Below are 21,442 nucleotides of genomic sequence, written 5' to 3' on the forward strand. Positions count from 1 at the left end.
CTGGCATGACCGAGGTGTCCTCGCTCACAGGGCGGTTGCTCGTGGCAACGCCCGCCCTGGCGGACCCGAACTTCGACCGTGCGGTGGTGCTCCTTCTCGACCACGACGAGGAGGGCTCCCTCGGTGTCGTCCTCAACAGGCCCACCCCGGTGGACGTCGGCGACATCCTGGAGGGCTGGGCCGACCTCGCCGGCGAACCCGGCGTCGTCTTCCAGGGCGGACCGGTCTCCCTGGACTCGGCCCTGGGGGTCGCCGTCATCCCCGGCGGCGGCGCCGTCGACGGGGCACCGCTGGGCTGGCGCAGAGTGCACGGCGCGATCGGACTGGTCGACCTGGAGGCCCCGCCCGAGCTGCTCGCCTCGGCCCTCGGCAGCCTGCGCATCTTCGCCGGTTACGCAGGCTGGGGGCCCGGCCAGCTGGAGGACGAGCTGGTCGAGGGCGCCTGGTACGTCGTCGAGTCGGAACCCGGCGATGTCTCCTGCCCGGCCCCGGAGCGACTCTGGCGCGAGGTCCTGCGCCGCCAGCGCAACGAACTCGCGATGGTGGCCACATATCCGGACGACCCTTCGCTCAACTGATCCATGTGAGCTTCAGTACTCTTGGGCGTATGAGCACTCTCGAGCCCGAGCGCGGGACTGGTACGGGGACCCTCGTCGAGCCCACGCCGCAGACTTCCCACGGCGACGGCGACCACGAGCGCTTCGCCCATTACGTCCAGAAGGACAAGATCATGGCGAGCGCCCTCGACGGGACTCCCGTCGTGGCGCTGTGCGGCAAGGTGTGGGTACCCGGCCGCGATCCCAAGAAGTACCCCGTGTGCCCCATGTGCAAGGAGATCTACGAGTCCATGGGTTCCGGGGACGACGACAAGGGCGGCGACAAGTAGGACGTCCGCAGGGCCGCCGCTCGGCTGAGCTTCGCGAGGCCCCCGGGGCGCGCTCTGTGCGGCCCGGGGGCCTTTGCGTGTCGTTCTTCGTCGGCGACACTTCGCAGCCGACGCCGGTACTCGTACAGCGACGCCCGGCCCCGGGGCCGGGCGGAGCGGTCAAGGACTGATGTGAGCTCAGTGATTCCGGCGCCGTCGAGCGTCGTCAGCCACGGCGGGCCGGTGTTCGTCCTCGACGAGCACACCGGGATCGAGGCCGGCCCCGGCGCCGGACGCGTGGCCCACTGGCTGCGCACGACGGTCGGCGCGGCGACGGGCCTGCCGCTGGAGCCGTACGTCTCAGGCGGGCGCCGCGTCGTGCTGCGGATCACGCCGCCCCTCGCCGACGAACTCGGCAGCCCCGAGGCGTACCGCCTCACCGTGGACGAACACGCGGTCGTCATCGACGGGGCGAGCCCACAGGGCCTGTTCCACGGCGCCCAGACCTTCCGTCAGCTGCTCGGCCCCGCCGCCTTCCGTCGCGCCCCCGTCACCTCCGGGCGCGTCTGGGAAGTGCCGCCGGTCATCATCAGCGACGCCCCCCGGTTCCGCTGGCGCGGCCTCATGCTCGACGTGGCCAGGCACTTCATGCCCAAGGACGGCGCGCTGCGCTACCTGGATCTGATGGCCGCGCACAAACTCAACGTCCTCCACCTCCACTTGACGGACGACCAGGGCTGGCGGATCGAGATCAAGAGGTACCCCCGGCTCACCGAGGTGGGCTCATGGCGGGCGCGTACCAAATTCGGCCACGGGGACTCGCCGTTGTGGGAGGAGAAGCCGCACGGGGGCTTCTACACCCAGGACGACATCCGGGAGATCGTCGCCTACGCGGCCGAACGGCACATCACCGTCGTCCCCGAGATCGACGTACCCGGACACTCGCAGGCCGCCATCGCCGCGTACCCGGAACTCGGCAACACCGATGTCGTCGACACGTCCTCCCTCACGGTCTGGGACAGCTGGGGCATCTCCTTGAACGTACTCGCCCCCACTGACAACACCCTGCGCTTCTACGAGGGAGTCTTCGAGGAAGTGCTGGAGCTGTTCCCCGGCGAGTTCCTTCACATCGGCGGCGACGAATGCGCCAAGGAGCAGTGGCGGGAGTCGCCCCTCGTCCAGGCCCGGATCGAGGAACTCGGGCTCGCGGACGAGGACGAGTTGCAGTCCTGGTTCATCGGACACTTCGACAAGTGGCTCTCCGCGCGCGGGCGCAGGCTCATCGGCTGGGACGAGATCCTGGAGGGCGGGCTCGCCGAGGGGGCGGCCGTCTCCTCGTGGCGCGGTTACGAGGGCGGGATCGCCGCCGCACGCTCCGGCCACGACGTCGTCATGTGCCCCGAGCAGTACGTGTATCTGGACTACCGGCAGGACGCGGGCGCGGACGAGCCGGTCCCCATCGCCTACGTCCGCACCCTGGAGGACGTCTATCGGTTCGAGCCCGTTCCACCGGAGTTGACGCCCGAGGAGACCGCGCACGTCCTGGGCACGCAGGCCAACCTGTGGACCGAGGTGATGGAGGATCACGCGCGCGTGGACTACCAGGCGTTCCCGCGGCTCGTGGCCCTCGCCGAGGTGGCCTGGAGTGCTCTTCCCGCCCCCGGGGAACGGGATTTCGCCGACTTCGAGCGGCGGATGGCCGAGCACTACGGAGTGCTCGACGCCCTGGGCGTCGGCTACCGGCCGCCCACGGGACCGCTGCCGTGGCAGAAACGGCCCGGTGTGCTCGGCCGGCCCCTTGAGGGAACGCCCCCGAACAGGTAGCGGAAAAAGGCCCCAAGCGTCACCGAAGAGTGTCAATCACCATGTGCGGTTGATCCCGTGCGAAAACGGACCATCTCCCTGACGGGGTGGGCGAATGCCGCCGAACGCCTCCTAGCGGACCCCTGTCTTCGGGTGTTGCGAAGATGTGCCAGAGTTGCCACGTCCGCCCTGTCAGCACGTACCGTACGGCGAACACAGGCAGGGCCGGCAGGGCCAGGTGGGGCAGCGGGAAGGGGTAGCCGGTTTGACCACGCACACACCGCAGGCGGCGCAGGCCGTCACGCTGCCCACGACGCTGGACGAGGCCGTGGCAGCCCTCACCGCCATGCCCGCCGCCGTGCCCGTCGCCGGTGGCACCGACCTGATGGCCGCCGTCAACTCCGGGCAGCTCAGACCCGCCGCTCTCGTCGGCCTCGGCCGCATCAGCGAGATCCGCGGCTGGCAGTACCAGGACGGGCACGCCCTGCTCGGCGCGGGACTCACGCACGCGCGGATGGGCCGCCCCGACTTCGCCGCCCTTATCCCCGCCCTCGCGGCCGCCGCCCGCGCCGCCGGTCCGCCGCATATCCGCAACGCGGGCACCCTGGGCGGCAACATCGCCTCGGCGGCACCCACGGGCGACGCGCTGCCCGTCCTCGCCGCCCTCGAAGCCACGCTGATCATCGCGGGCCCGGACGGGGCCCGCCGCGAGATGCCGGTCTCGCACCTGCTGGCCGGCATGGAGATGCTGCGCGCCGGCGAACTCATCGGCTACGTGCGCGTGCCGCTGCTGCACGCCCCGCAGGTCTTCCTCAAGGTCACCGGGCGTACCGGCCCGGGCCGCGCGATGGCCTCCGTCGCGCTGGTCCTGGACCCGGCCCGGCGCGGGGTCAGGTGCGCCGTCGGTGCCATAGCGCCGATGCCGCTGCGGCCCCTGGACGCCGAGCAGTGGGTGGCCCGGCTCATCGACTGGGACAACAACCGCGCGATCGTCCCGGAGGCCCTGGAGGCCTTCGGCGAGTACGTGTCCGCGGCCTGCATCCCCGACCCGGCACCGGCCCCGGACGGCTCCGTGCCGCAGCATCCGCCCGCAGTACTGCACTTGCGGCGCACCGTCGCCGCGCTGGCCCGACGAGCACTGGGGAGGGCACTGTCATGACCGACGACCAGCACGGAGAGGGCACGCCCCGGGCCGCAGGCCGCTGGGACCCGCTGCCCCAGGGTGACTACGACGACGGCGCGACCGCCTTCGTGAAACTCCCCGAAGGGGGCATCGACGCCCTCCTGGCCTCCGCCGACAGCCCGCTCGCCGCGCCCGGTCACGGCTATGTGCCGCCGCAGATAACGGCCACGCAGGGCGAGGGGACCGACCCGGCGGGCACGAGCGGCTGGGCGATGCCGGCCGAGAGCGCGCAGTGGCCCGACCCGAGCACCCTGCCGCAGGGCCACACCGGGCAGTTCACGTACAACCCCGCGACCACCCAGCAGTGGCAGGTCGAGGACACCCCGGCGGCCCCCACCCCCGGGCACGACGTCACCGGCCAGTGGTCGATCCCCGTGGCCGGCGGCGACCTCCCGGACGAATCGGGCGAGTTCACCACGTCGTCCCTGGTCGAGCAGTGGGGCGGCACCCCTCCGGCGACCCTGCCGGGCGGCGCGTCCGCGCCCTGGGCGACACAGCCTGCGCAGCCGTGGGGGGACCAGCCCCAGGACGGCCTCGGAGCGGGACCCGAGCACGGCGGGCCGGCCGGGGAACAGCACGCGCACGTGCCGCACGGCGACGGACACGGCGGCTTCGATGCCGGTCACGGCGACCCGGCGGATGACGTCACGCGGCGGTCCGAGTCCGATGAGGCGGCCCACGAGGCGGCCCAGGACTCCGCGCAGCCGCATGCCGACACCAACGGCCACGGCATCGGTCTCGCCGAGCCGCATGCCGACACCAACGGCCACGGCATCGGTCTCGCCGAGCCGCATGCCGACAGCAACGGCCACGGCATCGGTCTCGCCGAGCCGCACGGCACGGCTCAGTCCCACGACCCCGCCGAGTCCTACGCAGACAGCCCCTCCGCAACCGCCTCACGGCTCTCTCCCGGCCCCGGTGAGGCGTCGGCCCCCCGAGGCCTCTCCGAGGGCGCCGAAGAGGCCGTGGAAGCCGCTGACGGCCTCGCCGAGTCCGGTGCGGAGCATGCCCCGGCCGACGGCGGCGACGAACAGGGTCCGGAGGCCGCGGAGGAGCACGCGAGCGACTCCGACGAGAACCCCGACGACCCGGCCCCCGCGCCCTCCGGTGAGGAACACCCCCTCGCCTCCTACGTCCTGCGCGTCAACGGCGTCGACCGCCCCGTCACCGACGCCTGGATCGGCGAGTCGCTGCTCTACGTGCTGCGCGAGCGGCTCGGACTCGCCGGTGCCAAGGACGGCTGCTCGCAGGGCGAGTGCGGGGCGTGCAACGTCCAGGTCGACGGACGGCTCGTCGCCTCCTGCCTGGTGCCCGCCGTGACCGCCGCCGGCAGCGAGGTCCGTACCGTCGAGGGCCTCGCCGAGGACGGCCGGCCCTCCGACGTGCAGCGGGCGCTCGCCCGGTGCGGCGCCGTGCAGTGCGGGTTCTGCGTGCCCGGCATGGCGATGACCGTGCACGACCTGCTGGAGGGCAACCCGGCGCCCACCGAGCTGGAGACCCGCCAGGCGCTGTGCGGCAACCTCTGCCGCTGCTCCGGCTACAGGGGCGTCGTCGATGCCGTCAAGGAGGTCGTCGCCGAGCGTGATGCCCACGCGACGGGCGACGGTGAGACGGACGGCGACGGGGCACGTATTCCCCACCAGGCGGGCCCCGGGGCCGGAGGCGTCCACCCGTCGGCGTTCGACTCCCCGGGCTTCCCGAACGCCTCCGGACCGCACGAGCAGGCATACGGACAGGGACAGGACGGAGGCCAGGCGTGAGCAACGAAGCCGCCACCGCGACCACCGCCGCGGAGGCAGCACCCGCCCCCGAGCCGATTCCGCACGGCATCGGCGTCTCCCTGCCGCTCGCCGACGCGCGCGCCAAGACCGAGGGCACCTTCCCCTACGCGGCCGACCTGTGGGCCGAAGGTCTGCTGTGGGCGGCCGTCCTGCGCTCCCCGCACGCGCACGCGCGCATCGTGTCCATCGACACCTCCCACGCGCGTGAGATGCCCGGAGTCCGCGCGGTCGTCACCCACGAGGACGTGCCCGGCAGCCCGGTGCACGGCCGCGGCAGGGCCGACCGCCCGGTCTTCGCCTCCGAGGTGGTACGCCACCACGGCGAGCCCATCGCGGCCGTCGCCGCCGACCACCCCGACACCGCGCGCATGGCCGCGGCCGCCGTCATCGTCGAGTACGAGATCCTCGACCCGGTCACCGACCCGGAGCAGTCCTTCGAGGCCGCACCGCTGCACCCCGACGGCAACCTGTTCCGGCACATCCCGCTCCAGCACGGGGACCCCTCCGCGACCGGCGAGATCGTCGTCGAGGGCCAGTACCGCATCGGCCGCCAGGACCCCGCCCCCATCGGCGCCGAGGCCGGCCTCGCCGTGCCCCGCCCCGACGGCGGTGTCGAGCTCTACCTCGCCTCCACCGACCCGCACGCCGACCGCGACACGGCCGCGGCCTGCTTCGGCCTCGAACCCGAGCGCGTCAAGGTCGTCGTCACCGGTGTCCCCGGCGCCACCGCCGACCGCGAGGACCAGGGCTTCCAGCTCCCGCTCGGCCTGCTCGCGCTCAAGACGCAGTGCCCGGTGAAGCTGACCGCCACGCGCGAGGAGTCCTTCCTGGGCCACGTGCACCGGCATCCCACCCTGCTCCGCTACCGCCACCACGCCGACGCCGACGGCAAGCTGGTCAAGGTCGAGGCGCAGATCCTGCTCGACGCGGGCGCCTACGCCGACACCTCCTCGGAGGCCCTGGCCGCCGCCGTGGGCTTCGCCTGCGGGCCGTACGTCGTCCCGAACGCCTTCATCGAGGGCTGGGCCGTGCGCACCAACAACCCGCCCTCCGGCCATGTCCGCGGCGAGGGCGCGATGCAGGTGTGCGCCGCCTACGAGGCGCAGATGGACAAGCTGGCCAAGAAGCTGGGCGTCGACCCGGCGGAACTGCGCCTGCGCAACGCCCTCGCCACCGGTGACGTGCTCCCGACCGGCCAGACGGTGACCTGCCCGGCCCCGGTCGCCGAACTGCTCCAGGCGGTACGGGACTTCCCGCTGCCCGAGCTGCCCAAGGACACCCCCGAGGACGAGTGGCTGCTGCCCGGCGGCCCCGAGGGCGCGGGCGAGCCGGGCGCGATCCGCCGGGGCGTCGGCTACGGACTCGGCATGGTGCACATGCTCGGCGCGGAGGGTGCGGACGAGGTCTCCACGGCGACCGTACGGGTCCAGGACGGCGTCGCCACCGTGCTCTGCGCGGCCGTCGAGACCGGCCAGGGCTTCACCACCCTGGCCCGCCAGATCGTCCAGGAGACGCTCGGCATCGACGAGGTCCATGTGGCCCCCGTCGACACCGACCAGCCCCCGGCGGGCCCGGGCTGCCGCGGCCGCCACACCTGGGTCTCGGGCGGGGCGGTGGAGCGCGCGGCCAAGATGGTCCGCACCCAGCTCCTCCAGCCCCTGGCGCACAAGTTCGGCATGTCCACGGAGCTGCTCCAGATCACCGACGGCAAGATCACCTCGTACGACGGCGTCCTGTCGACGACCGTCACCGAGGCCATGGACGGCAAGGAACTGTGGGCGACGGCCCAGTGCCGGCCGCACCCGACGGAGCCCCTCAACGAGATCGGCCAGGGCGACGCCTTCGTCGGGATGGCGTTCTGCGCGATCCGCGCGGTGGTCGATGTCGACATCGAGCTCGGCTCGGTCCGCGTGGTCGAGCTGGCGCTCGCCCAGGACGTGGGCCGGATCCTCAACCCCGCCCAGCTGGAGGCCCGTATCGAAGCGGGCGTCACCCAGGGCGTCGGGATAGCGCTCACGGAGAACCTGCGCAGCGCGCGCGGGCTGATCCGCCACCCCGACCTCACCGGGTACGCCCTGCCGACGGCCCTGGACGCACCGGAGATCCGGATCGTCAAGCTCGTCGAGGAGCGGGACGTGGTCGCCCCGTTCGGCGCGAAGGCGGCCAGCGCGGTGCCGGTGGTCACGTCACCGGCGGCGGTCGCCTCGGCCGTACGGGCCGCGACGGGCCGCCCCGTCAACCGGCTGCCGATCCGCCCGCAGGCCGCGGTGGTGACGGACCGATGAGCGCTCCGGGACAGGAACCGCGCGAGTACGAACCGCCGCCCGGACTGGGCAAGTTGGCGCTGTGGATCCTGTTGTTCGTGGTGGCGGCGGTCGTGGTCGTGGTGGGTGGCGTGTACTTCGCGTGAGCGAGGAGGCGCCCGCCGCAGGGGAGTCGGCGTGAAGGGTGTCGTACTGGTCACCGGTGTCATGGCGGCCGGGAAGTCGACGGTCGCGCAGGCGCTGGCGGAGCGGTTGCCGAGGGCGGCGCACGTGCGCGGGGATGTGTTCCGGCGGATGATCGTGTCCGGACGCGAGGAGTACGTGCCCGGCGCCACCGGCGAGGCCTCCGCTCAACTCCGTCTGCGGTACCGGCTGTCGGCCGCGACGGCGGACGCGTACGCCGAGGCCGGGTTCACGGCCGTCGTCCAGGACGTGGTGCTGGGCGAGGATCTGACGGCGTACGCCGGTCTGGTCCGGACCCGGCCGCTGTACGTCGTCGTCCTGGCCCCGGACGCAGGGACGGTGGCCGCTCGGGAGGCGGGCCGGGCCAAGACGGGCTACGACGACGAGGTCTGGACGATCCCCGCGCTGGACGAGGCGCTGCGGGCGTCGACGCCGCCGGTCGGCCTGTGGCTGGACACCTCCCGGCTGACCCCGGCACAGACGGTGGACGCGATTCTCGCGGGGCGGGAACGCGCGCGGGTGCTCTGACGTCTCCCTGGTACGGGGGCGTTGTCAGTGGTGACGCGTAGTGTTTCGAGCAGTGGGGGACGAGCGCAGCCCCGACGGGTTCGCCGTGCCGTGCCCGGCCGGGGGACTGCGTACGAAGCACACGGGGGAAGCCATGAGCACGACCGATGCCGCCGTAGCGGCGATCAGACTGACCGAGGACGAACTGCAGCCGTACATCTCACATGTGTCGACCCGCCGCTGGCTCAGCGGCCCCGGACTCCCGGGCGACAGCGACCTTTTCACCTTCGAGGAGCTGCGCAGGGAGGGCCTGCGGACGGTGGCGGACGCGACGGCCGACGCGGGAGGACGGCTCAGCGAGGAGCTGCGCGGCCAGCTGGTGATAGGCGGACTCACGGACCTGCACGGCAGGGAGACGGAGTCGGTCCTGCTCGACGGGGTCACGGGCGAGGTCTCGACGACGGCGTTCTTCCACGCCCGCCCCGACCTGATGGGCCGCATCCCTCTGGCCCCCTCGCTCCCCACCCTGGTCCGCTTCGCGGCGGCCACGGACGAGCTGACGGAGGTGCGCGGCCAGTTCGCCGCCTACGCCGGCCGCTTCGGTCCTACGGCCGTGGAGGACGCGACGCGCCAGCTGCTGACGGTGTTCGAGGAGGGCACGGGCGGCGATGTGCCGACGTTCTGGAAGATCGCGGCCCTGATCCGCCCCCTGGCCCTGGTGGCGGGCCCCGGCACGGGCTCCGGCCTGGCCGTGGACCTCCCGCCGCGGCTCCTGGACCAGGAGTTCGGCCGCAGCCATGTCGTCCGCTTCGAGGACATCGACTTCCCGTCCACGCTCACGCACGCCCCGACCCGCCGTTTCCTGGCGGAGACGGGCCTGCCCGAGGACGGCGTCCTCTTCCACACCGACCCCGACGCCCCGCTCCCGACCCTCGCGGAGCACCGGCCCGACGACTTGGTCCCCCTCCCGCCCCGCGCCGACCACCTGATCGTCCTCGGTCACCTGATCGAGGACAACACCCTGGTCGTCGACGGCGAGACGGGCGGAGTCCTGAACTGGAGCGAGCGCGAGGGAACGCTCCACCCCCTGAACACCGACATCTCCACCCTCGCCTTCACCCTCTGGCTCCTGCACCGGGAGCGCCGTATAGACGAGTCACTCGCCCACGAGCTGACGAACACGCTGTACGTCCAGGTCGCCAAGACGATGATCCGGGCCCTGTCCACCATCGACCCCACGGGCACGACGACGGACGCGGACTGGCACTACTGGACGGAGCTGTTCCAGGACGAGGCGGGCGGGGTGCTCTGACCGACCGCGCGGTGCAGGGTCGCCGAGAGGTGGTGCTGCAGGGGCTGCCCGACCGCGGCGAGGTCGTGGACGAAGTCAAGAGTGCCGGCGTCGGCGAGGGTGTAGCGGCGACGGGTGGCGGTCACTTCCTTGGCGGTCGGGGTCAGCGCCACCGTGTGCGTGGAGAGATCGACCGCGCCCCGTCCCCCATGCCCGACCAGGATCTCGGTGATGCCGGTGGGCTGGGTTACCAGCGCCTCCACCCGGCCCTCCGGCTGAAGCCGCCACCACCCGCTCTCCCGGGCCGCGGGCCGCAACGGCGCCCCGTCCCCGTCGAGCAGCCAGGCCCGGGCCTCGTACCGGAGAAAGGGCCGACCGTCATGACTGAAGCGGACTTCCTGCGCGTACACGAAGTCACCGTCGAGCGTCGGATACCCACCCAGCCCCCGACCGCGCCACACCCCCAGAAACCCGAGCACGGGCTCGAGCAACGGATGAGGAGCAGGCGCCTGCTCCGCCCCCAGGGCATCGGAAAAGGGAGGCTCCGCCACACTCTCGACCACGCCCGCACTCCTCACTGACGGCCACTACCGACCGCAAGCGTAGGCCGCGGAACAGCGGAAGGGGCGGCACCTTGAGGATGCCGCCCCTACTCCCACGGAGGCCGTGGCGGGAATCGAACCCGCGTAACTCGCTTTGCAGGCGAGTCCCTGAACCACTCGGGCACACGGCCATCACCGAGTTCCATCGTGTCCCCCTGCCGTGACGGGAATCGAACCTGCGTAACTCCCCGCGAGCGGAGCTCGCTGATGGATGCAGCGCAGGCGAGTCCCTGAACCACTCGGGCACACGGCCGGGGTAACTCGGTGACTTGACCGTATGGGGCTGTGGGGAGTGGTTCAAGGGAGCCGTGGGGGCCGCAACGCGACTGCCATACGCCGTTCATGAACGGAAGGGGCGGTGGTCGTACGACCAAGGTCTCAGGGTGAGGCGGGCTTTCGACAGGGGTCAACGGGGGCTGTGGCCCTTACTCTGGCGGGCATGGCTGTCCTGGAACCGCGTGACGCCGGTGTCACCGATGACCCTGAGGTCCTGTCCGTCGATGAGGTGGCGGAGGGGGTGCTGGGGCGTTCGTACCGGGCGCTGAGTATCGGCATCGTGTCCGTCGTGCTGCTCATCGCCTTCGAGGCCACGGCGGTCGGGACCGCCATGCCGGTTGCCGCGCGGGAGTTGGACGGGGTCGCGCTCTACGCGTTCGCGTTCTCCGGGTACTTCACCACCAGCCTGTTCGGGATGGTGCTGGCCGGGCAGTGGGCGGATCGGCGGGGGCCGCTCGGGGCGTTGACGGCCGGGATCGCCGGGTTCGGAGCCGGGTTGTTGTTGTCCGGGACCGCCGGCGCGATGTGGCTGTTCATTCTCGGGCGGGCCGTGCAGGGGTTCGGGGGCGGGCTGGTCATCGTGGCGCTGTACGTCGTCGTCGGGCGGGCCTACCCGGAGCGGCTGCGGCCCGCGATCATGGCGGCGTTCGCGGCGGGCTGGGTCGTGCCCTCGATCGTGGGGCCGCTCGCGGCCGGGGCCGTAACCGAGCACCTCGGGTGGCGGTGGGTGTTCGTCGGGATTCCGGTCCTGGTGGTCTTTCCGCTGGTGCTCGCCCTGCCGCAGATACGGCGGCGGGCGGCCGGACCGGTGGACGGAGGAGCCCCCGGCGGCATCGACCGCCGCCGCATCCGGCTCGCCCTCGGGATCTCGCTGGGCGCCGGGCTCCTGCAGTACGCCGCCCAGGATCTGCGTCCCCTCTCCCTGCTTCCCGGCCTCGCGGGCATCGCCCTGCTCGTGCCGGCCGTGCTCGGGCTGCTCCCGCGCGGGACGTACCGGGCGGCGCGCGGGCTGCCCTCCGTCGTGCTGTTGCGCGGGGTCGCCGCGGGGTCCTTCGTCGCCGCCGAGTCCTTCGTGCCGTTGATGCTGGTCACCCAGCGGGGGCTGTCGCCGACGCTGGCCGGGTTCTCGCTCGCGGCGGGCGGGGGGACGTGGGCGCTGGGGTCGTGGGTGCAGTCACGGGCGCGGGTGGAGCCGTACCGGGAACGGCTGATGACCGGGGGGATGGTGCTGGTCGCGGCCGCGATCGCCGCCGCGCCGAGTGTGCTGATCCACTCCGTGCCCGTGTGGATCGTCGCCGTGGCCTGGGGCTTCGGCTGCTTTGGGATGGGGCTGGTGATCTCCTCGACCAGTGTGCTTCTGCTGCATCTCTCCGCCCCCGAGGAGGCCGGCACCAACTCCGCCTCCCTCCAGATCTCCGACGGCCTCGCCAACGCCGTCCTGCTGGCGGCAGGGGGTGCGGCCTTCGCGGCGCTGGGCGGCGGCACGGTGAGCCATACGGCGACGGAGGCGTCCGGCTCGCATCCGGCCGCGTTCGCCGTGGTGTTCCTGCCGATGGCGGGGGTGGCGTTGGTGGGGGCGTGGGTGACTACGCGGGTGCGGACGTATGCCTGACCTCGGTACCACTGTGGCCCCAGTAGTGGTACCGTCGTGGTATGGCTATGAACCTTCGTCTGCGTGACGACCAGCAGGAAGCGCTCAAGCTGCGTGCCGAGGAAGAGGGGCGCAGCATGCACGCCATAGTGCTTCAGGCGATCGACCGGTATCTGGAGCAGGAGGCCGACCGGGCCACGGTTCGCCGGCTCGGGGCCAAGTATGCGGCGGGCCACGCCGACCTGCTGCGGAGGCTGGGGGAGTAGATGAAGTACCTCAGGGTCCAGGAGGTGCTGGACCTGGCGGAGCTGGCGTGCGGGGAGCAGACCCAGATCGCCGTGCGTGACCTGGGTCTGCTCAGCTCGGCTGTCCACCGTCCCCAGTCGCGGATGTTCGGGGTCGAGGCGTACACGGACCTCTTCGAGAAGGCCGCAGCGCTGCTCCATTCGCTGGCCGTGCACCATCCCCTGGTGGACGGCAACAAACGGATGGCGTGGATGTGCACGGTCGTCTTCCTCGACTTGAACGGCACCGAGCTGCTGGACGTCGATCAGGACGAGGCGTACAAGCTGGTCATGGAAGTGGCGGCCGGAAGTCTGGAGGACGTGGGGCTGATTGCCCTGCGCCTGCGGGCGCTGCACGACGCGATGTGACCTCGGCCCCACCCACCGCCGACCCGGCCCCGTCCGGACGTTGACGTCGTCGGCCCGCCGGTAAGGTGACCCGGTCGTCATACACAGCCGAAGACGCCGCCGAAGACATCGCCGAGCCGCTCGACCCCGACGGAGACCGTGACTACCACCGCCGCCTCCTCCCACCACCTTTCCCCCGCCTTCCCCGGCCGGGCCCCCTGGGGTACCGCCAGCAAGCTGCGTGCCTGGCAGCAAGGGGCGTTGGACAAGTACGTCCAGGAGCAGCCGCGCGACTTCCTGGCCGTCGCGACCCCGGGCGCGGGCAAGACGACCTTCGCCCTCACCCTCGCCTCCTGGCTGCTGCACCACCACGTCGTGCAGCAGGTGACGGTCGTCGCGCCGACCGAGCATCTGAAGAAGCAGTGGGCGGAAGCCGCCGCGCGGATAGGGATCAAGCTGGATCCCGAGTACAGCGCCGGGCCGCTCGGCAAGGACTACCACGGCGTCGCCGTCACCTACGCGGGTGTGGGCGTACGGCCCATGCTCCACCGCAACCGGGTCGAGCAGCGCAAGACCCTCGTCATCCTCGACGAGATCCACCACGCCGGTGACTCCAAGTCCTGGGGCGAGGCGTGCCTGGAGGCCTTCGAGCCCGCCACCCGCCGGCTCGCGCTCACCGGCACGCCCTTCCGGTCCGACACCAACCCCATCCCCTTCGTCACGTACGAGGAGGGCAACGACGGCATCCGGCGGTCGGCCGCCGACTACACCTACGGGTACGGCAACGCGCTCGCCGACCACGTCGTGCGGCCCGTCATCTTCCTCTCCTACAGCGGCCAGATGCGCTGGCGGACCAAGGCCGGCGACGAGATCGCCGCGCGGCTCGGCGAGCCGATGACCAAGGACGCGATCAGTCAGGCCTGGCGTACGGCGCTCGACCCGCGCGGCGAGTGGATGCCGAGCGTGCTGCGCGCCGCCGACCAGCGGCTGACCGAGGTCAGGAAGGCCATCCCGGACGCCGGTGCCCTCGTCATCGCCTCCGACCAGGACTCGGCCCGGGCGTACGCGAAGCTCATCCGGGAGATCACCGGGTCCAAGGCGACCCTCGTGCTCTCCGACGACGCCGGCGCGTCCAAGCGGATCGACGACTTCAGCGAGAGCAACGACCGGTGGATGGTCGCCGTCCGCATGGTGTCCGAGGGCGTCGACGTCCCGAGGCTCGCGGTGGGCGTCTACGCCACCACCATCTCCACCCCCCTCTTCTTCGCCCAGGCCGTCGGCCGTTTCGTACGGTCCCGGCGGCGCGGCGAGACCGCCTCCGTCTTCCTCCCGACCGTCCCGGACCTCCTCACCTTCGCCAACGAGATGGAGGTGGAACGGGACCACGCCCTCGACAAGCCGAAGAAGGAGGGCGAGGAGGACCCGTACGCCGAGTCCGAGAAGGAGATGGAGGAGGCGAACAAGGAGGAGGACGAGGACACCGGCGAGCAGGAGCAGTTCGCTTTCGAGGCGCTGGAGTCCGAGGCCGTCTTCGACCGGGTGCTGTACGACGGCGCCGAGTTCGGCATGCAGGCCCACCCGGGCAGCGAGGAGGAGCAGGACTACCTCGGGATCCCGGGACTGCTGGAACCCGATCAGGTGCAGCTGCTGCTCCAGAAGCGGCAGGCCCGGCAGATCGCGCACAGCCGCAAGAAGCCGGACGCCGAGGCGGACCTGCTGGAGCTGCCCGCCGAGCGCCGGCCCGTCGTCTCGCACAAGGAGATGATGGAGCTGCGCAAGCAGCTCAACACCATGGTCAGCGCGTACGTCCACCAGAGCGGCAAGCCCCACGGCGTGATCCACACCGAGCTGCGCCGGGTGTGCGGCGGACCGCCGAGCGCCGAGGCCACGGCCGGGCAGTTGCGGCAGCGGATCGCCAAGGTGCAGGAGTGGGCCACCCGGATGAGGTGACGCGGGGTGCCTGTCACCTCGCGGCGCGGGACCGTACGTATCAGGACAAACGGAGTGGTCCGTACCGGCTACTGCCCGGATTCTGGACGGAGGCTTCCGCTGAGCGAACCCGCTTCGCTACTGTCCCGCTACGCACACGCCCCGTGGCAGCGCCGCCGCGGAGCGCAGCCGTGAAGCGACGCGGCCCGGTAAGAGACCGGGCCGCCGGCCGATCGGCGGCCTCTGAAGCGCGTCACTGACGGGACTCCGTGACGCACCCGCCGCGAGGCTGCCGACCTCACCACTTGGAGGAGTGGGCGTCGTGACCGCGGAGACCTCTCAGACGCTTGACCGGGGACTGCGTGTCCTCAAGCTCCTGGCCGACACGGACCACGGGCTCACCGTCACCGAGCTTTCCACCAAACTGGGCGTGAACCGGACCGTGGTGTACCGGTTGCTGGCCACGCTGGAGCAGCACGCCCTCGTACGGCGTGATCTCGGCGGGCGTGCCCGGGTGGGGCTCGGTGTGCTGCGGCTCGGACGGCAGGTGCATCCGCTGGTACGGGAGGCCGCACTGCCCGCACTGCGCTCGCTCGCGGAGGACATCGGGGCGACGGCCCACCTCACGCTGGTGGACGGCGCCGAGGCGCTGGCCGTGGCCGTCGTGGAACCCTCGTGGACGGACTATCACGTGGCCTACCGGGCCGGGTTCCGGCATCCGCTGGACCGCGGTGCCGCGGGGCGGGCGATTCTCGCCGCTCGGCAGCAGGGGTTCGGGGAGCCGGGTTACCTGCTGACGCACGGGGAACTGGAGGCCGGCGCGAGTGGGGCGGCCGCACCTTTGCTGGGGGTCACCGGGGTGGAGGGCAGTGTCGGGGTCGTCATGCTGGCGGACGCGGTGCCGGAGCGGGTGGGGCCGCGGGTGGTGGACGCGGCGCGGGAGGTCGCGGAGGCGCTGCGCTGAGCGGTGCGGGTTCGTCGTCGGCCGCGGGTCCGGTGGGGGCTGGTCGTGCCCGCGCGGCGGTAGCCGCATATCGATACAGCCCCGCGCCCCTGGGTGGGTGCGGTAGCCGCAGATCGATACAGCCCCGCCCCCTGGGTGGGTGCGGTCGCGGTCGGCCGACACGCCCACGTGATGGACGGGCGGTCACCGCCGGCCGGCATGCCGCGTACTCAACCGGCAGCCACAGCACCCCGACACGCCCACCTGCTCAACCGGCAGCCGTCGCCGGCCCCAGTCCCGCCAGCACCCTCAACTGCAGCCACAGCAGCAGGCGTTCGTCGGGGTCGTCCAGGTCGATCCCGACCTGTTTCCGCACCTGCTTCAGCCGGTATCGGCACGTGTTCGGATGCACGGCGAGCAGCCGCGCCGCCTCCGCCATGTCGCACCCCGCGTCGAACCAACAGACCAGCGTGCGGGCGTAGTCGGTCCCGTGCTCGCCGTCGTACGCCAGCACCCGCCGCCAGGATCCCGCAGTCAACTGCCGGTGCCCCCCGAGTACTTCGGCAAGCCGCAGCAGCGTCACCCGCGGCCGCACCTCGTCGACCGTCGCCACCGGCAGCGACGGCCCGAGCACCCGCAGCACCAGGTCGGCGTCCGCCCGCGACCCGGCCACCGCCCCGAGCCCTGCCACCACCTCGCCCAGCCCCGCCCGCACCGGCACCCTCAGCGACTGCCCCGCCCGCGCGACGATGTCCTCCGCCAGCCGCCGGTGGCGGACGCCGGGTGCCGGCAGCAACGCGTACACCACGCCGTCGAGCAGCACACACGCGTGGCGCCCGTACCGCGCCTCGCAAGCCAGCCGTACGACGTCCAGCAGCCGTAGCGCAGTCTGCTCGGCGTCCGGAAGGCCGGCCGTGTCCAGGGCGAAGGCGGCCACCCGTACCGGGCCCTCGACTCCCAGCCCCACGGCGGACGTTGCCGCGTCCGCCGTCCCCTCCAGCACCCGCCGCAGCAGATCGCTGTTCTGGTGCCGGGCCAGTTCCTGTGCCGCCCGCGCCCGCAGGAGCAGCAGCGCGGCCGTCGTCGCCCCCTGGACGAGGGTTTCCTCCGCGTCCGCCGCGAGCGTGCCGTCGTCGACGACCCACACCGAGCCGAGGGTCTCCCCGCCCGCCCGGACGGCGACCGCGAGGCGCGGCAGGGTGCCGTCCCCCAGTGCGGGCAGCCGCAGGGGGCCGTCGGCCGCGAACAGCATCCGGTACTGCTCGGTGTTCTCCACGGCCGCCGGTACCTGGAGGCCCAGGATGCCCTGGCGGCGGTCCTCGTCGACGGGCTGGCCGGGGACCGTGGAGTAGGCGAGGATCCGTCGGCGCGGGTCCTCCACGGCCGTCGCCCCGCCGGTCGCTGCCGCGATGGCGTCGGCGAGTGCGAAGAGGTCGCCGTGGCCGCCCGTGGCCGGGACCGGCCGGGCGCCGATCGCCGAGGCCAGCAGCAGATGTGCCCGGTGCCAGGCCGTGTCCTCGGCCACGGACAGCAGCGCCACGCCGTACGTCTCCGCCTCGGCCGTCGGCCCGTCCGCACCCCGCACCACCAGGCCGGCCATCCCGGCCTCCGCGGACGCCCTCACCAGCGGTCCCGCCGCGGCCGCCCGCACCCCGACCGCCAGCAGCAGCGCGCCCGGCGCCTGGGGGAGCGGGGCGTGGGCGTCGTAGAGGAGTGCCTCCGTGACCGGGACGGTGAGTCCGGCGGGCGCGGTGTGCAGGCGTACGGACGTACCGCCGACGGCGTCCAGGAGGTCCCCGAGAGTGCAGGCGTCCATGGGGCCCCAGAAGGTTTGGCCGATTCGCAAAGAGACGTACGTATTCATTGTCGGACCACACAACCCGGGGCGGCAGCCCGGGCCGGAGACTCGGCACATGACCGGAGTGAGTATCCGTACCGTCCACGACGTCGCCGGCCTCGGTGCCGTCAGCGCGTACTTCGGCGAGGTGTGGCGGACCCCGCGCACGGCCCCGCCCTATCCGGCCGAGGTGCTGCGCAGCCTGGTCCACGCGGGCGGCGCGGTGCACGCCGCATACGACGGTGAGCGCCTCGCCGGGGCCTGTGCCGCCGTGTTCGGGCCGCCGGGCTCGCAGGAGGTGTACTCCCTGGTCGCCGCCGCGGAGCCCGGGCTCGGACAGCCGGTGAAGCGGGCGCAGCGGGACTGGGCGCTCGGCCTCGGCGCCCGCACCATGCGCTGGACCTTCGACCCGCTGGTCGCCCGCAACGCCCGCTTCAACCTGGCGAAACTGGGCGCGGTGGGCACCGAGTACGTCGTCGACTTCTACGGCCCCATGAGGGACGGCGTGAACGACGGCGACGAGAGCGACCGGCTGACGGTGAGCTGGGATCTGGGGGCGCCGGGACAGCCGTACGACCCGGGTGACCCGCACGACCCGGGTGACCGCGAGGGTGCTCCCGCCACCCACCCTGCCCCCGACGGACAGGCCCTTGCCCGCCGCGACCTCGCCGGTCTGCACGTCTGGTGCCGGGTCCCGGACGACGTCGTCACGCTGCGGGCCGCCGACCCGGCGCTCGCGCTGCGCTGGCGGCGGGCCGTGCGGGAGGTGTTCACCGAGGCCTTCGGGCAGGGGTTCCGGGCGACCGGGATGTCCCGCGACGGCTGGTACACCCTCACCCGCGAGAACGACGAGGAAGGCACCGTATGAAACTCGAACGCGTCGAGGTCGTCCATGTGGCGATCCCGCTGGTCAGCCCCTTCCGGACCTCCTTCGGCACGATGACCACGAAGGACACCTTCCTGCTGCACGTCGTCACGGACACCGCGGAGGGCTGGTCGGAGTTCGCCGCCGACCCCCAGCCGCGGTACTGCTCGGAGTTCGTGGCGGGCGCGGAGCTCGTGCTGCGGGACTTCCTGGTGCCGAAGGTGGCGGCACTGCCCACGCTCACGGCCGCGCTGGTCGGGCCCGCCGTCGGCGGGATCAAGGGGCACGAACTGGCGAAGGCGGCCCTGGAGACGGCGCTCCTGGACGCGGAGCTGCGGTCGTACGGCATGCCGCTGGCGGTGTATCTCGGCGCGGTGCGCGAGCGGGTGCCCGCGGGGGTGTCGGTGGGGATCAAGGACTCCGTACCGGAGCTGCTGGACGACGTCGAGCGGTATCTCGCCGAGGGGTACGTCCGGATCAAGCTGAAGATCGAACCGGGCTGGGACGTCGAGCCGGTACGGGCCGTACGCGAGCGCTTCGGCGCCGCACTGCCCCTCCAGGTCGACGCCAACACGGCGTACACGCTCGCGGACGCGGAACACCTGCGGCGCCTCGACGAGTTCGGGCTGTTGCTGATCGAGGAGCCGCTGGACGAGAACAACCTGTACGGCCACGCGCGCCTGCAGAGCCGTATGGCCACCCCCGTCTGCCTCGACGAGTCCCTGCACAACGCCCGCGACACCGCCTCCGCGATCGCGATGGACGCCTGCCGGGTCGTGAACGTCAAGCCCGCCCGCGTGGGCGGCTATCTGGAGGCTCGCCGCATCCACGACGTGGCCCGCGCGCACGGCGTGCCGGTGTGGTGCGGCGGCATGCTGGAGACAGGGATCGGCCGCGCCCCGAACCTCGCCCTGGCCGCCCTGCCCGGCTTCACCCTCCCCGGTGACACCTCGGCGTCCGCCCGCTACTTCGCCGAGGACATCACCGAGCCGTTCGTCCTGGAGGACGGCCACCTGCCGGTACCCCGTACGCCCGGCATCGGCGTGGCACCGCTGCCCGACGTCCTACGGCGCTTCACGCGCGCGAGACGGGATCTGCACCGGGGCTGACCGGCTCGTGGCCGGAAGTGACCGCCGCGTTAGATTGACCTCGTGCTCTCTCGCCTCACGCGCCCCCAGGCCGTCGCCGTCTGTGCTCTGCCCGTCGTGGCGCTGATCGCCACGGCCCTCTTCGCGCCGCTGCCCTTCGCGCTGGCGCAGCCCGGGATGACGGCGAACGTCCTCGGCAAGAACGAGGGCGCGGCCGTGATCACGATCTCCGGGGCGAAGACGCGTACGACGAGCGGGCAGCTGCGGATGACGACCATCGAGGCGACCGGGCCCGACACGCATGTCTCGCTCGGCGACATCCTCGACAGCTGGTTCCGCGCCGACCAGGCCGTCATGCCCCACGACGCGGTCTACCCGAGCGGGCAGAGCGTCAAGGAGATCGAGAAGCACAACACCGCGCAGATGAAGGAGTCCCAGGACGCGGCGACCCAGGCGGCCCTCGGCTACCTCAAGCTCCGCGACGACAAGGTCAAGGTCACGCTGAAGCTCGCCGATGTCGGGGGGCCGAGCGCGGGACTGCTGTTCACCCTGGGGATCATCGACAAGCTCGACGGTGACGGCGCCGGGGGCGATCTCACGGGCGGCCGCGTCATCGCCGGGACCGGCACGATCGACGCGGACGGCACGGTCGGCGCGGTGGGTGGCGTGGCCCTGAAGACACAGGCCGCGAAGCGGGACGGGGCGACGGTGTTCCTGGTCCCCGAGGAGGAGTGCTCCGACGCGAGGGCGGAACTGCCGAAGGGGCTGCGGCTGATTCCGGTGACGTCCCTGAAGGGGGCGGTGAGCGCGCTGACCGCGCTGGAGTCGGGTAAGGGGTCCGTCCCCGCCTGCTAGTGCGCGAAGGCCGGCCTCCTCGGGGAAGCCAGCCGGAGTCCGACCTCCACCAGGGTCCAGCCGAGCCGGGTCCTGATGGCGTACGGCCGTTTGGCCTGCGCGGCGAGGCGGTGGGCGTCGGCCTCGGCGCGGAGCTCGGCGGAGCGGAGGTGGTGCAGGGCGAGGTGGGTCTCGGGGTGCATGGCGGGCCCTTTCAGTCCGTCTCGGTCGGGAACAGATGCGTGTGGATGCGTACTTGCTCCGAGCCGGGGTCCTCGTCGGTGACCCGGCCGCGGTAGTCGTTGATCAGGGCGTGCATCTTGGTCACGAGCTCGGCGCCCAGTTCGGGTGTGAGGTGGAGCGTCGCGTCGCTCATGTCGGTGGCGCGGCTCCATTCCCTGGACCAGCGCTCGCGGGTGTGGAGCCAGTTGGACAACTCGCGGGCGTGAGTGGCGGCCACCTCGTGCAGGAAGATCTCCGCCATCCCGCGGAGTTCCGGCCCTGCCCCGTCGAACTCGGTGGTGTCGAAGGTCAGTCCCTGGTCCACGGCCTTCCACCACCGCTCCCGCCCCTTGCCGTGCTCCGGGGCATCCGCGATGAAGCCGTACTCGGCGAGCTGCCGCAGGTGATAGCTGGTGGCTCCGCTGGACTCGCCCAGCCGCTCGGCGAGCATCGACGCGGTGGCGGGTCCGCGCCGACGCAGGGCGTTGAGCAGTTCCATCCGCAGGGGATGGGCCAGCCCGCGCAGTGAACGGGCGTCGAGTTTCCGTACGTTGGGCTCTTCCGGCATGCGTACAAAGGTAGTCTTGCAAAGAGTTCTTTGCAACGGGTTCTTTGTAACTCCGTCGACCGAAGGCCGACCCCTACGTCACGAACCCGTCCGCCTTCATCGAGTCCAGCGCCACCGTCCGCCGGGACCTTCGCCCCACGTCCGCGCCTCCAGTCCTCGTGTTAGCGGCCCGCCCGGT

21 protein-coding genes and 2 tRNA genes are annotated in these 21,442 nt (G+C 72.3%); 17 read left to right on the forward strand and 6 right to left on the reverse strand.

All coding sequences use genetic code 11. From position 1 onward, the window contains the following. Window positions 1–5: 5 nt before the first annotated feature. The 9 genes from ACZ39I_RS35690 (at window position 6) to ACZ39I_RS35730 (ending at window position 9,898) form a co-directional block, all read left to right on the forward strand. The gene (locus ACZ39I_RS35690) at window positions 6–578 is read left to right on the forward strand and encodes a YqgE/AlgH family protein (protein WP_352391144.1); all 573 of its coding nucleotides are present in this window, start codon (window positions 6–8) and stop codon (window positions 576–578) included. 29 nt (window positions 579–607) lie between these two features. Next, complete coding sequence (locus ACZ39I_RS35695) at window positions 608–886, forward strand: DUF3039 domain-containing protein (protein WP_123761082.1); 279 nt, start codon at window positions 608–610, stop codon at window positions 884–886. A gap of 171 nt (window positions 887–1,057) precedes the next feature. Then, window positions 1,058–2,689 (forward strand): beta-N-acetylhexosaminidase, encoded by a 1,632-nt coding sequence (locus ACZ39I_RS35700; RefSeq protein WP_467249047.1) that lies wholly within the window; start codon window positions 1,058–1,060, stop codon window positions 2,687–2,689. 244 nt (window positions 2,690–2,933) lie between these two features. After that, on the forward strand, window positions 2,934–3,827 hold the full coding sequence (locus ACZ39I_RS35705; protein WP_352391146.1) for an FAD binding domain-containing protein: 894 nt from the start codon (window positions 2,934–2,936) through the stop codon (window positions 3,825–3,827). After that, window positions 3,824–5,611, forward strand: coding sequence for a (2Fe-2S)-binding protein (locus ACZ39I_RS35710; protein WP_467249049.1), 1,788 nt, complete (start codon window positions 3,824–3,826; stop codon window positions 5,609–5,611). The genes ACZ39I_RS35705 and ACZ39I_RS35710 overlap by 4 nt, the downstream gene beginning before the upstream one ends. After that, window positions 5,608–7,917, forward strand: coding sequence for a xanthine dehydrogenase family protein molybdopterin-binding subunit (locus tag ACZ39I_RS35715; RefSeq protein ID WP_467249051.1), 2,310 nt, complete (start codon window positions 5,608–5,610; stop codon window positions 7,915–7,917). The genes ACZ39I_RS35710 and ACZ39I_RS35715 overlap by 4 nt, the downstream gene beginning before the upstream one ends. After that, complete coding sequence (locus ACZ39I_RS35720; RefSeq protein WP_330326124.1) at window positions 7,914–8,042, forward strand: hypothetical protein; 129 nt, start codon at window positions 7,914–7,916, stop codon at window positions 8,040–8,042. Before ACZ39I_RS35715 ends, ACZ39I_RS35720 begins: the two co-directional genes overlap by 4 nt. A 31-nt stretch (window positions 8,043–8,073) precedes the next feature. Next, window positions 8,074–8,607 (forward strand): AAA family ATPase, encoded by a 534-nt coding sequence (locus tag ACZ39I_RS35725; RefSeq protein WP_467249053.1) that lies wholly within the window; start codon window positions 8,074–8,076, stop codon window positions 8,605–8,607. Between the two features lie 133 nt (window positions 8,608–8,740). Next, window positions 8,741–9,898, forward strand: a complete 1,158-nt coding sequence (locus ACZ39I_RS35730; protein WP_467249055.1) for an SUKH-4 family immunity protein — start codon at window positions 8,741–8,743, stop codon at window positions 9,896–9,898. Here ACZ39I_RS35730 and ACZ39I_RS35735 read toward each other — a convergent pair. From ACZ39I_RS35735 to ACZ39I_RS35745, 3 genes are all read right to left on the reverse strand, one after another. Further along, the gene (locus ACZ39I_RS35735) at window positions 9,853–10,440 is read right to left on the reverse strand and encodes a heme-binding beta-barrel domain-containing protein (RefSeq protein WP_467249057.1); all 588 of its coding nucleotides are present in this window, start codon (window positions 10,438–10,440) and stop codon (window positions 9,853–9,855) included. The genes ACZ39I_RS35730 and ACZ39I_RS35735 overlap by 46 nt on opposite strands. A gap of 98 nt (window positions 10,441–10,538) precedes the next feature. Further along, window positions 10,539–10,610: transfer RNA gene (locus tag ACZ39I_RS35740), tRNA-Cys, on the reverse strand. Between the two features lie 24 nt (window positions 10,611–10,634). Then, window positions 10,635–10,733: transfer RNA gene (locus ACZ39I_RS35745), tRNA-OTHER, on the reverse strand. Between the two features lie 185 nt (window positions 10,734–10,918). On the opposite strand from ACZ39I_RS35745, the gene ACZ39I_RS35750 reads away from it, so the two are divergent. The 5 genes from ACZ39I_RS35750 (at window position 10,919) to ACZ39I_RS35770 (ending at window position 15,871) form a co-directional block, all read left to right on the forward strand. Next, window positions 10,919–12,367 carry an MFS transporter gene (locus ACZ39I_RS35750; protein WP_467249059.1) on the forward strand — a complete coding sequence of 483 codons (1,449 nt, stop codon included), beginning with the start codon at window positions 10,919–10,921 and terminating at the stop codon, window positions 12,365–12,367. 47 nt (window positions 12,368–12,414) lie between these two features. Then, on the forward strand, window positions 12,415–12,612 hold the full coding sequence (locus ACZ39I_RS35755) for an Arc family DNA-binding protein (RefSeq protein WP_013003224.1): 198 nt from the start codon (window positions 12,415–12,417) through the stop codon (window positions 12,610–12,612). Continuing rightward, a complete protein-coding gene (locus tag ACZ39I_RS35760; protein WP_467249060.1) occupies window positions 12,613–12,999 on the forward strand; it encodes a type II toxin-antitoxin system death-on-curing family toxin in 387 nt (128 codons plus the stop codon). Between the two features lie 138 nt (window positions 13,000–13,137). After that, a complete protein-coding gene (locus ACZ39I_RS35765; RefSeq protein ID WP_352391153.1) occupies window positions 13,138–14,928 on the forward strand; it encodes a DEAD/DEAH box helicase in 1,791 nt (596 codons plus the stop codon). A 301-nt stretch (window positions 14,929–15,229) separates the two neighbouring features. Next, on the forward strand, window positions 15,230–15,871 hold the full coding sequence (locus ACZ39I_RS35770) for an IclR family transcriptional regulator (RefSeq protein WP_352391154.1): 642 nt from the start codon (window positions 15,230–15,232) through the stop codon (window positions 15,869–15,871). 247 nt (window positions 15,872–16,118) lie between these two features. Here the strand turns inward: ACZ39I_RS35770 and ACZ39I_RS35775 are convergent, their stop codons facing one another. After that, window positions 16,119–17,666: a PucR family transcriptional regulator gene (locus ACZ39I_RS35775; protein WP_467249063.1), complete on the reverse strand. Its 1,548-nt coding sequence runs from the start codon at window positions 17,664–17,666 to the stop codon at window positions 16,119–16,121. 97 nt (window positions 17,667–17,763) lie between these two features. Here ACZ39I_RS35775 and ACZ39I_RS35780 point away from each other — a divergent pair, with 97 nt between their 5' ends. The 3 genes from ACZ39I_RS35780 to ACZ39I_RS35790 are packed head-to-tail and all read left to right on the forward strand — an operon-like array spanning window position 17,764 to window position 20,495. Then, the gene (locus ACZ39I_RS35780) at window positions 17,764–18,555 is read left to right on the forward strand and encodes a chorismate synthase (RefSeq protein WP_467249065.1); all 792 of its coding nucleotides are present in this window, start codon (window positions 17,764–17,766) and stop codon (window positions 18,553–18,555) included. Next, window positions 18,552–19,661 (forward strand): o-succinylbenzoate synthase, encoded by a 1,110-nt coding sequence (gene menC / locus ACZ39I_RS35785; protein ID WP_467249067.1) that lies wholly within the window; start codon window positions 18,552–18,554, stop codon window positions 19,659–19,661. The genes ACZ39I_RS35780 and menC overlap by 4 nt, the downstream gene beginning before the upstream one ends. A 42-nt stretch (window positions 19,662–19,703) precedes the next feature. Beyond that, on the forward strand, window positions 19,704–20,495 hold the full coding sequence (locus ACZ39I_RS35790) for a S16 family serine protease (protein ID WP_467249069.1): 792 nt from the start codon (window positions 19,704–19,706) through the stop codon (window positions 20,493–20,495). On the opposite strand, the gene ACZ39I_RS35795 is transcribed toward ACZ39I_RS35790, so the two are convergent. Further along, window positions 20,492–20,677, reverse strand: coding sequence for a hypothetical protein (locus tag ACZ39I_RS35795; protein ID WP_467249071.1), 186 nt, complete (start codon window positions 20,675–20,677; stop codon window positions 20,492–20,494). The genes ACZ39I_RS35790 and ACZ39I_RS35795 overlap by 4 nt on opposite strands. A gap of 11 nt (window positions 20,678–20,688) precedes the next feature. Beyond that, window positions 20,689–21,264, reverse strand: coding sequence for an ArsR/SmtB family transcription factor (locus ACZ39I_RS35800; protein ID WP_467249073.1), 576 nt, complete (start codon window positions 21,262–21,264; stop codon window positions 20,689–20,691). Window positions 21,265–21,442 lie beyond the last annotated feature (178 nt).

The sequence above is a fragment of the Streptomyces sp. NPDC024687 genome (assembly GCF_055559055.1).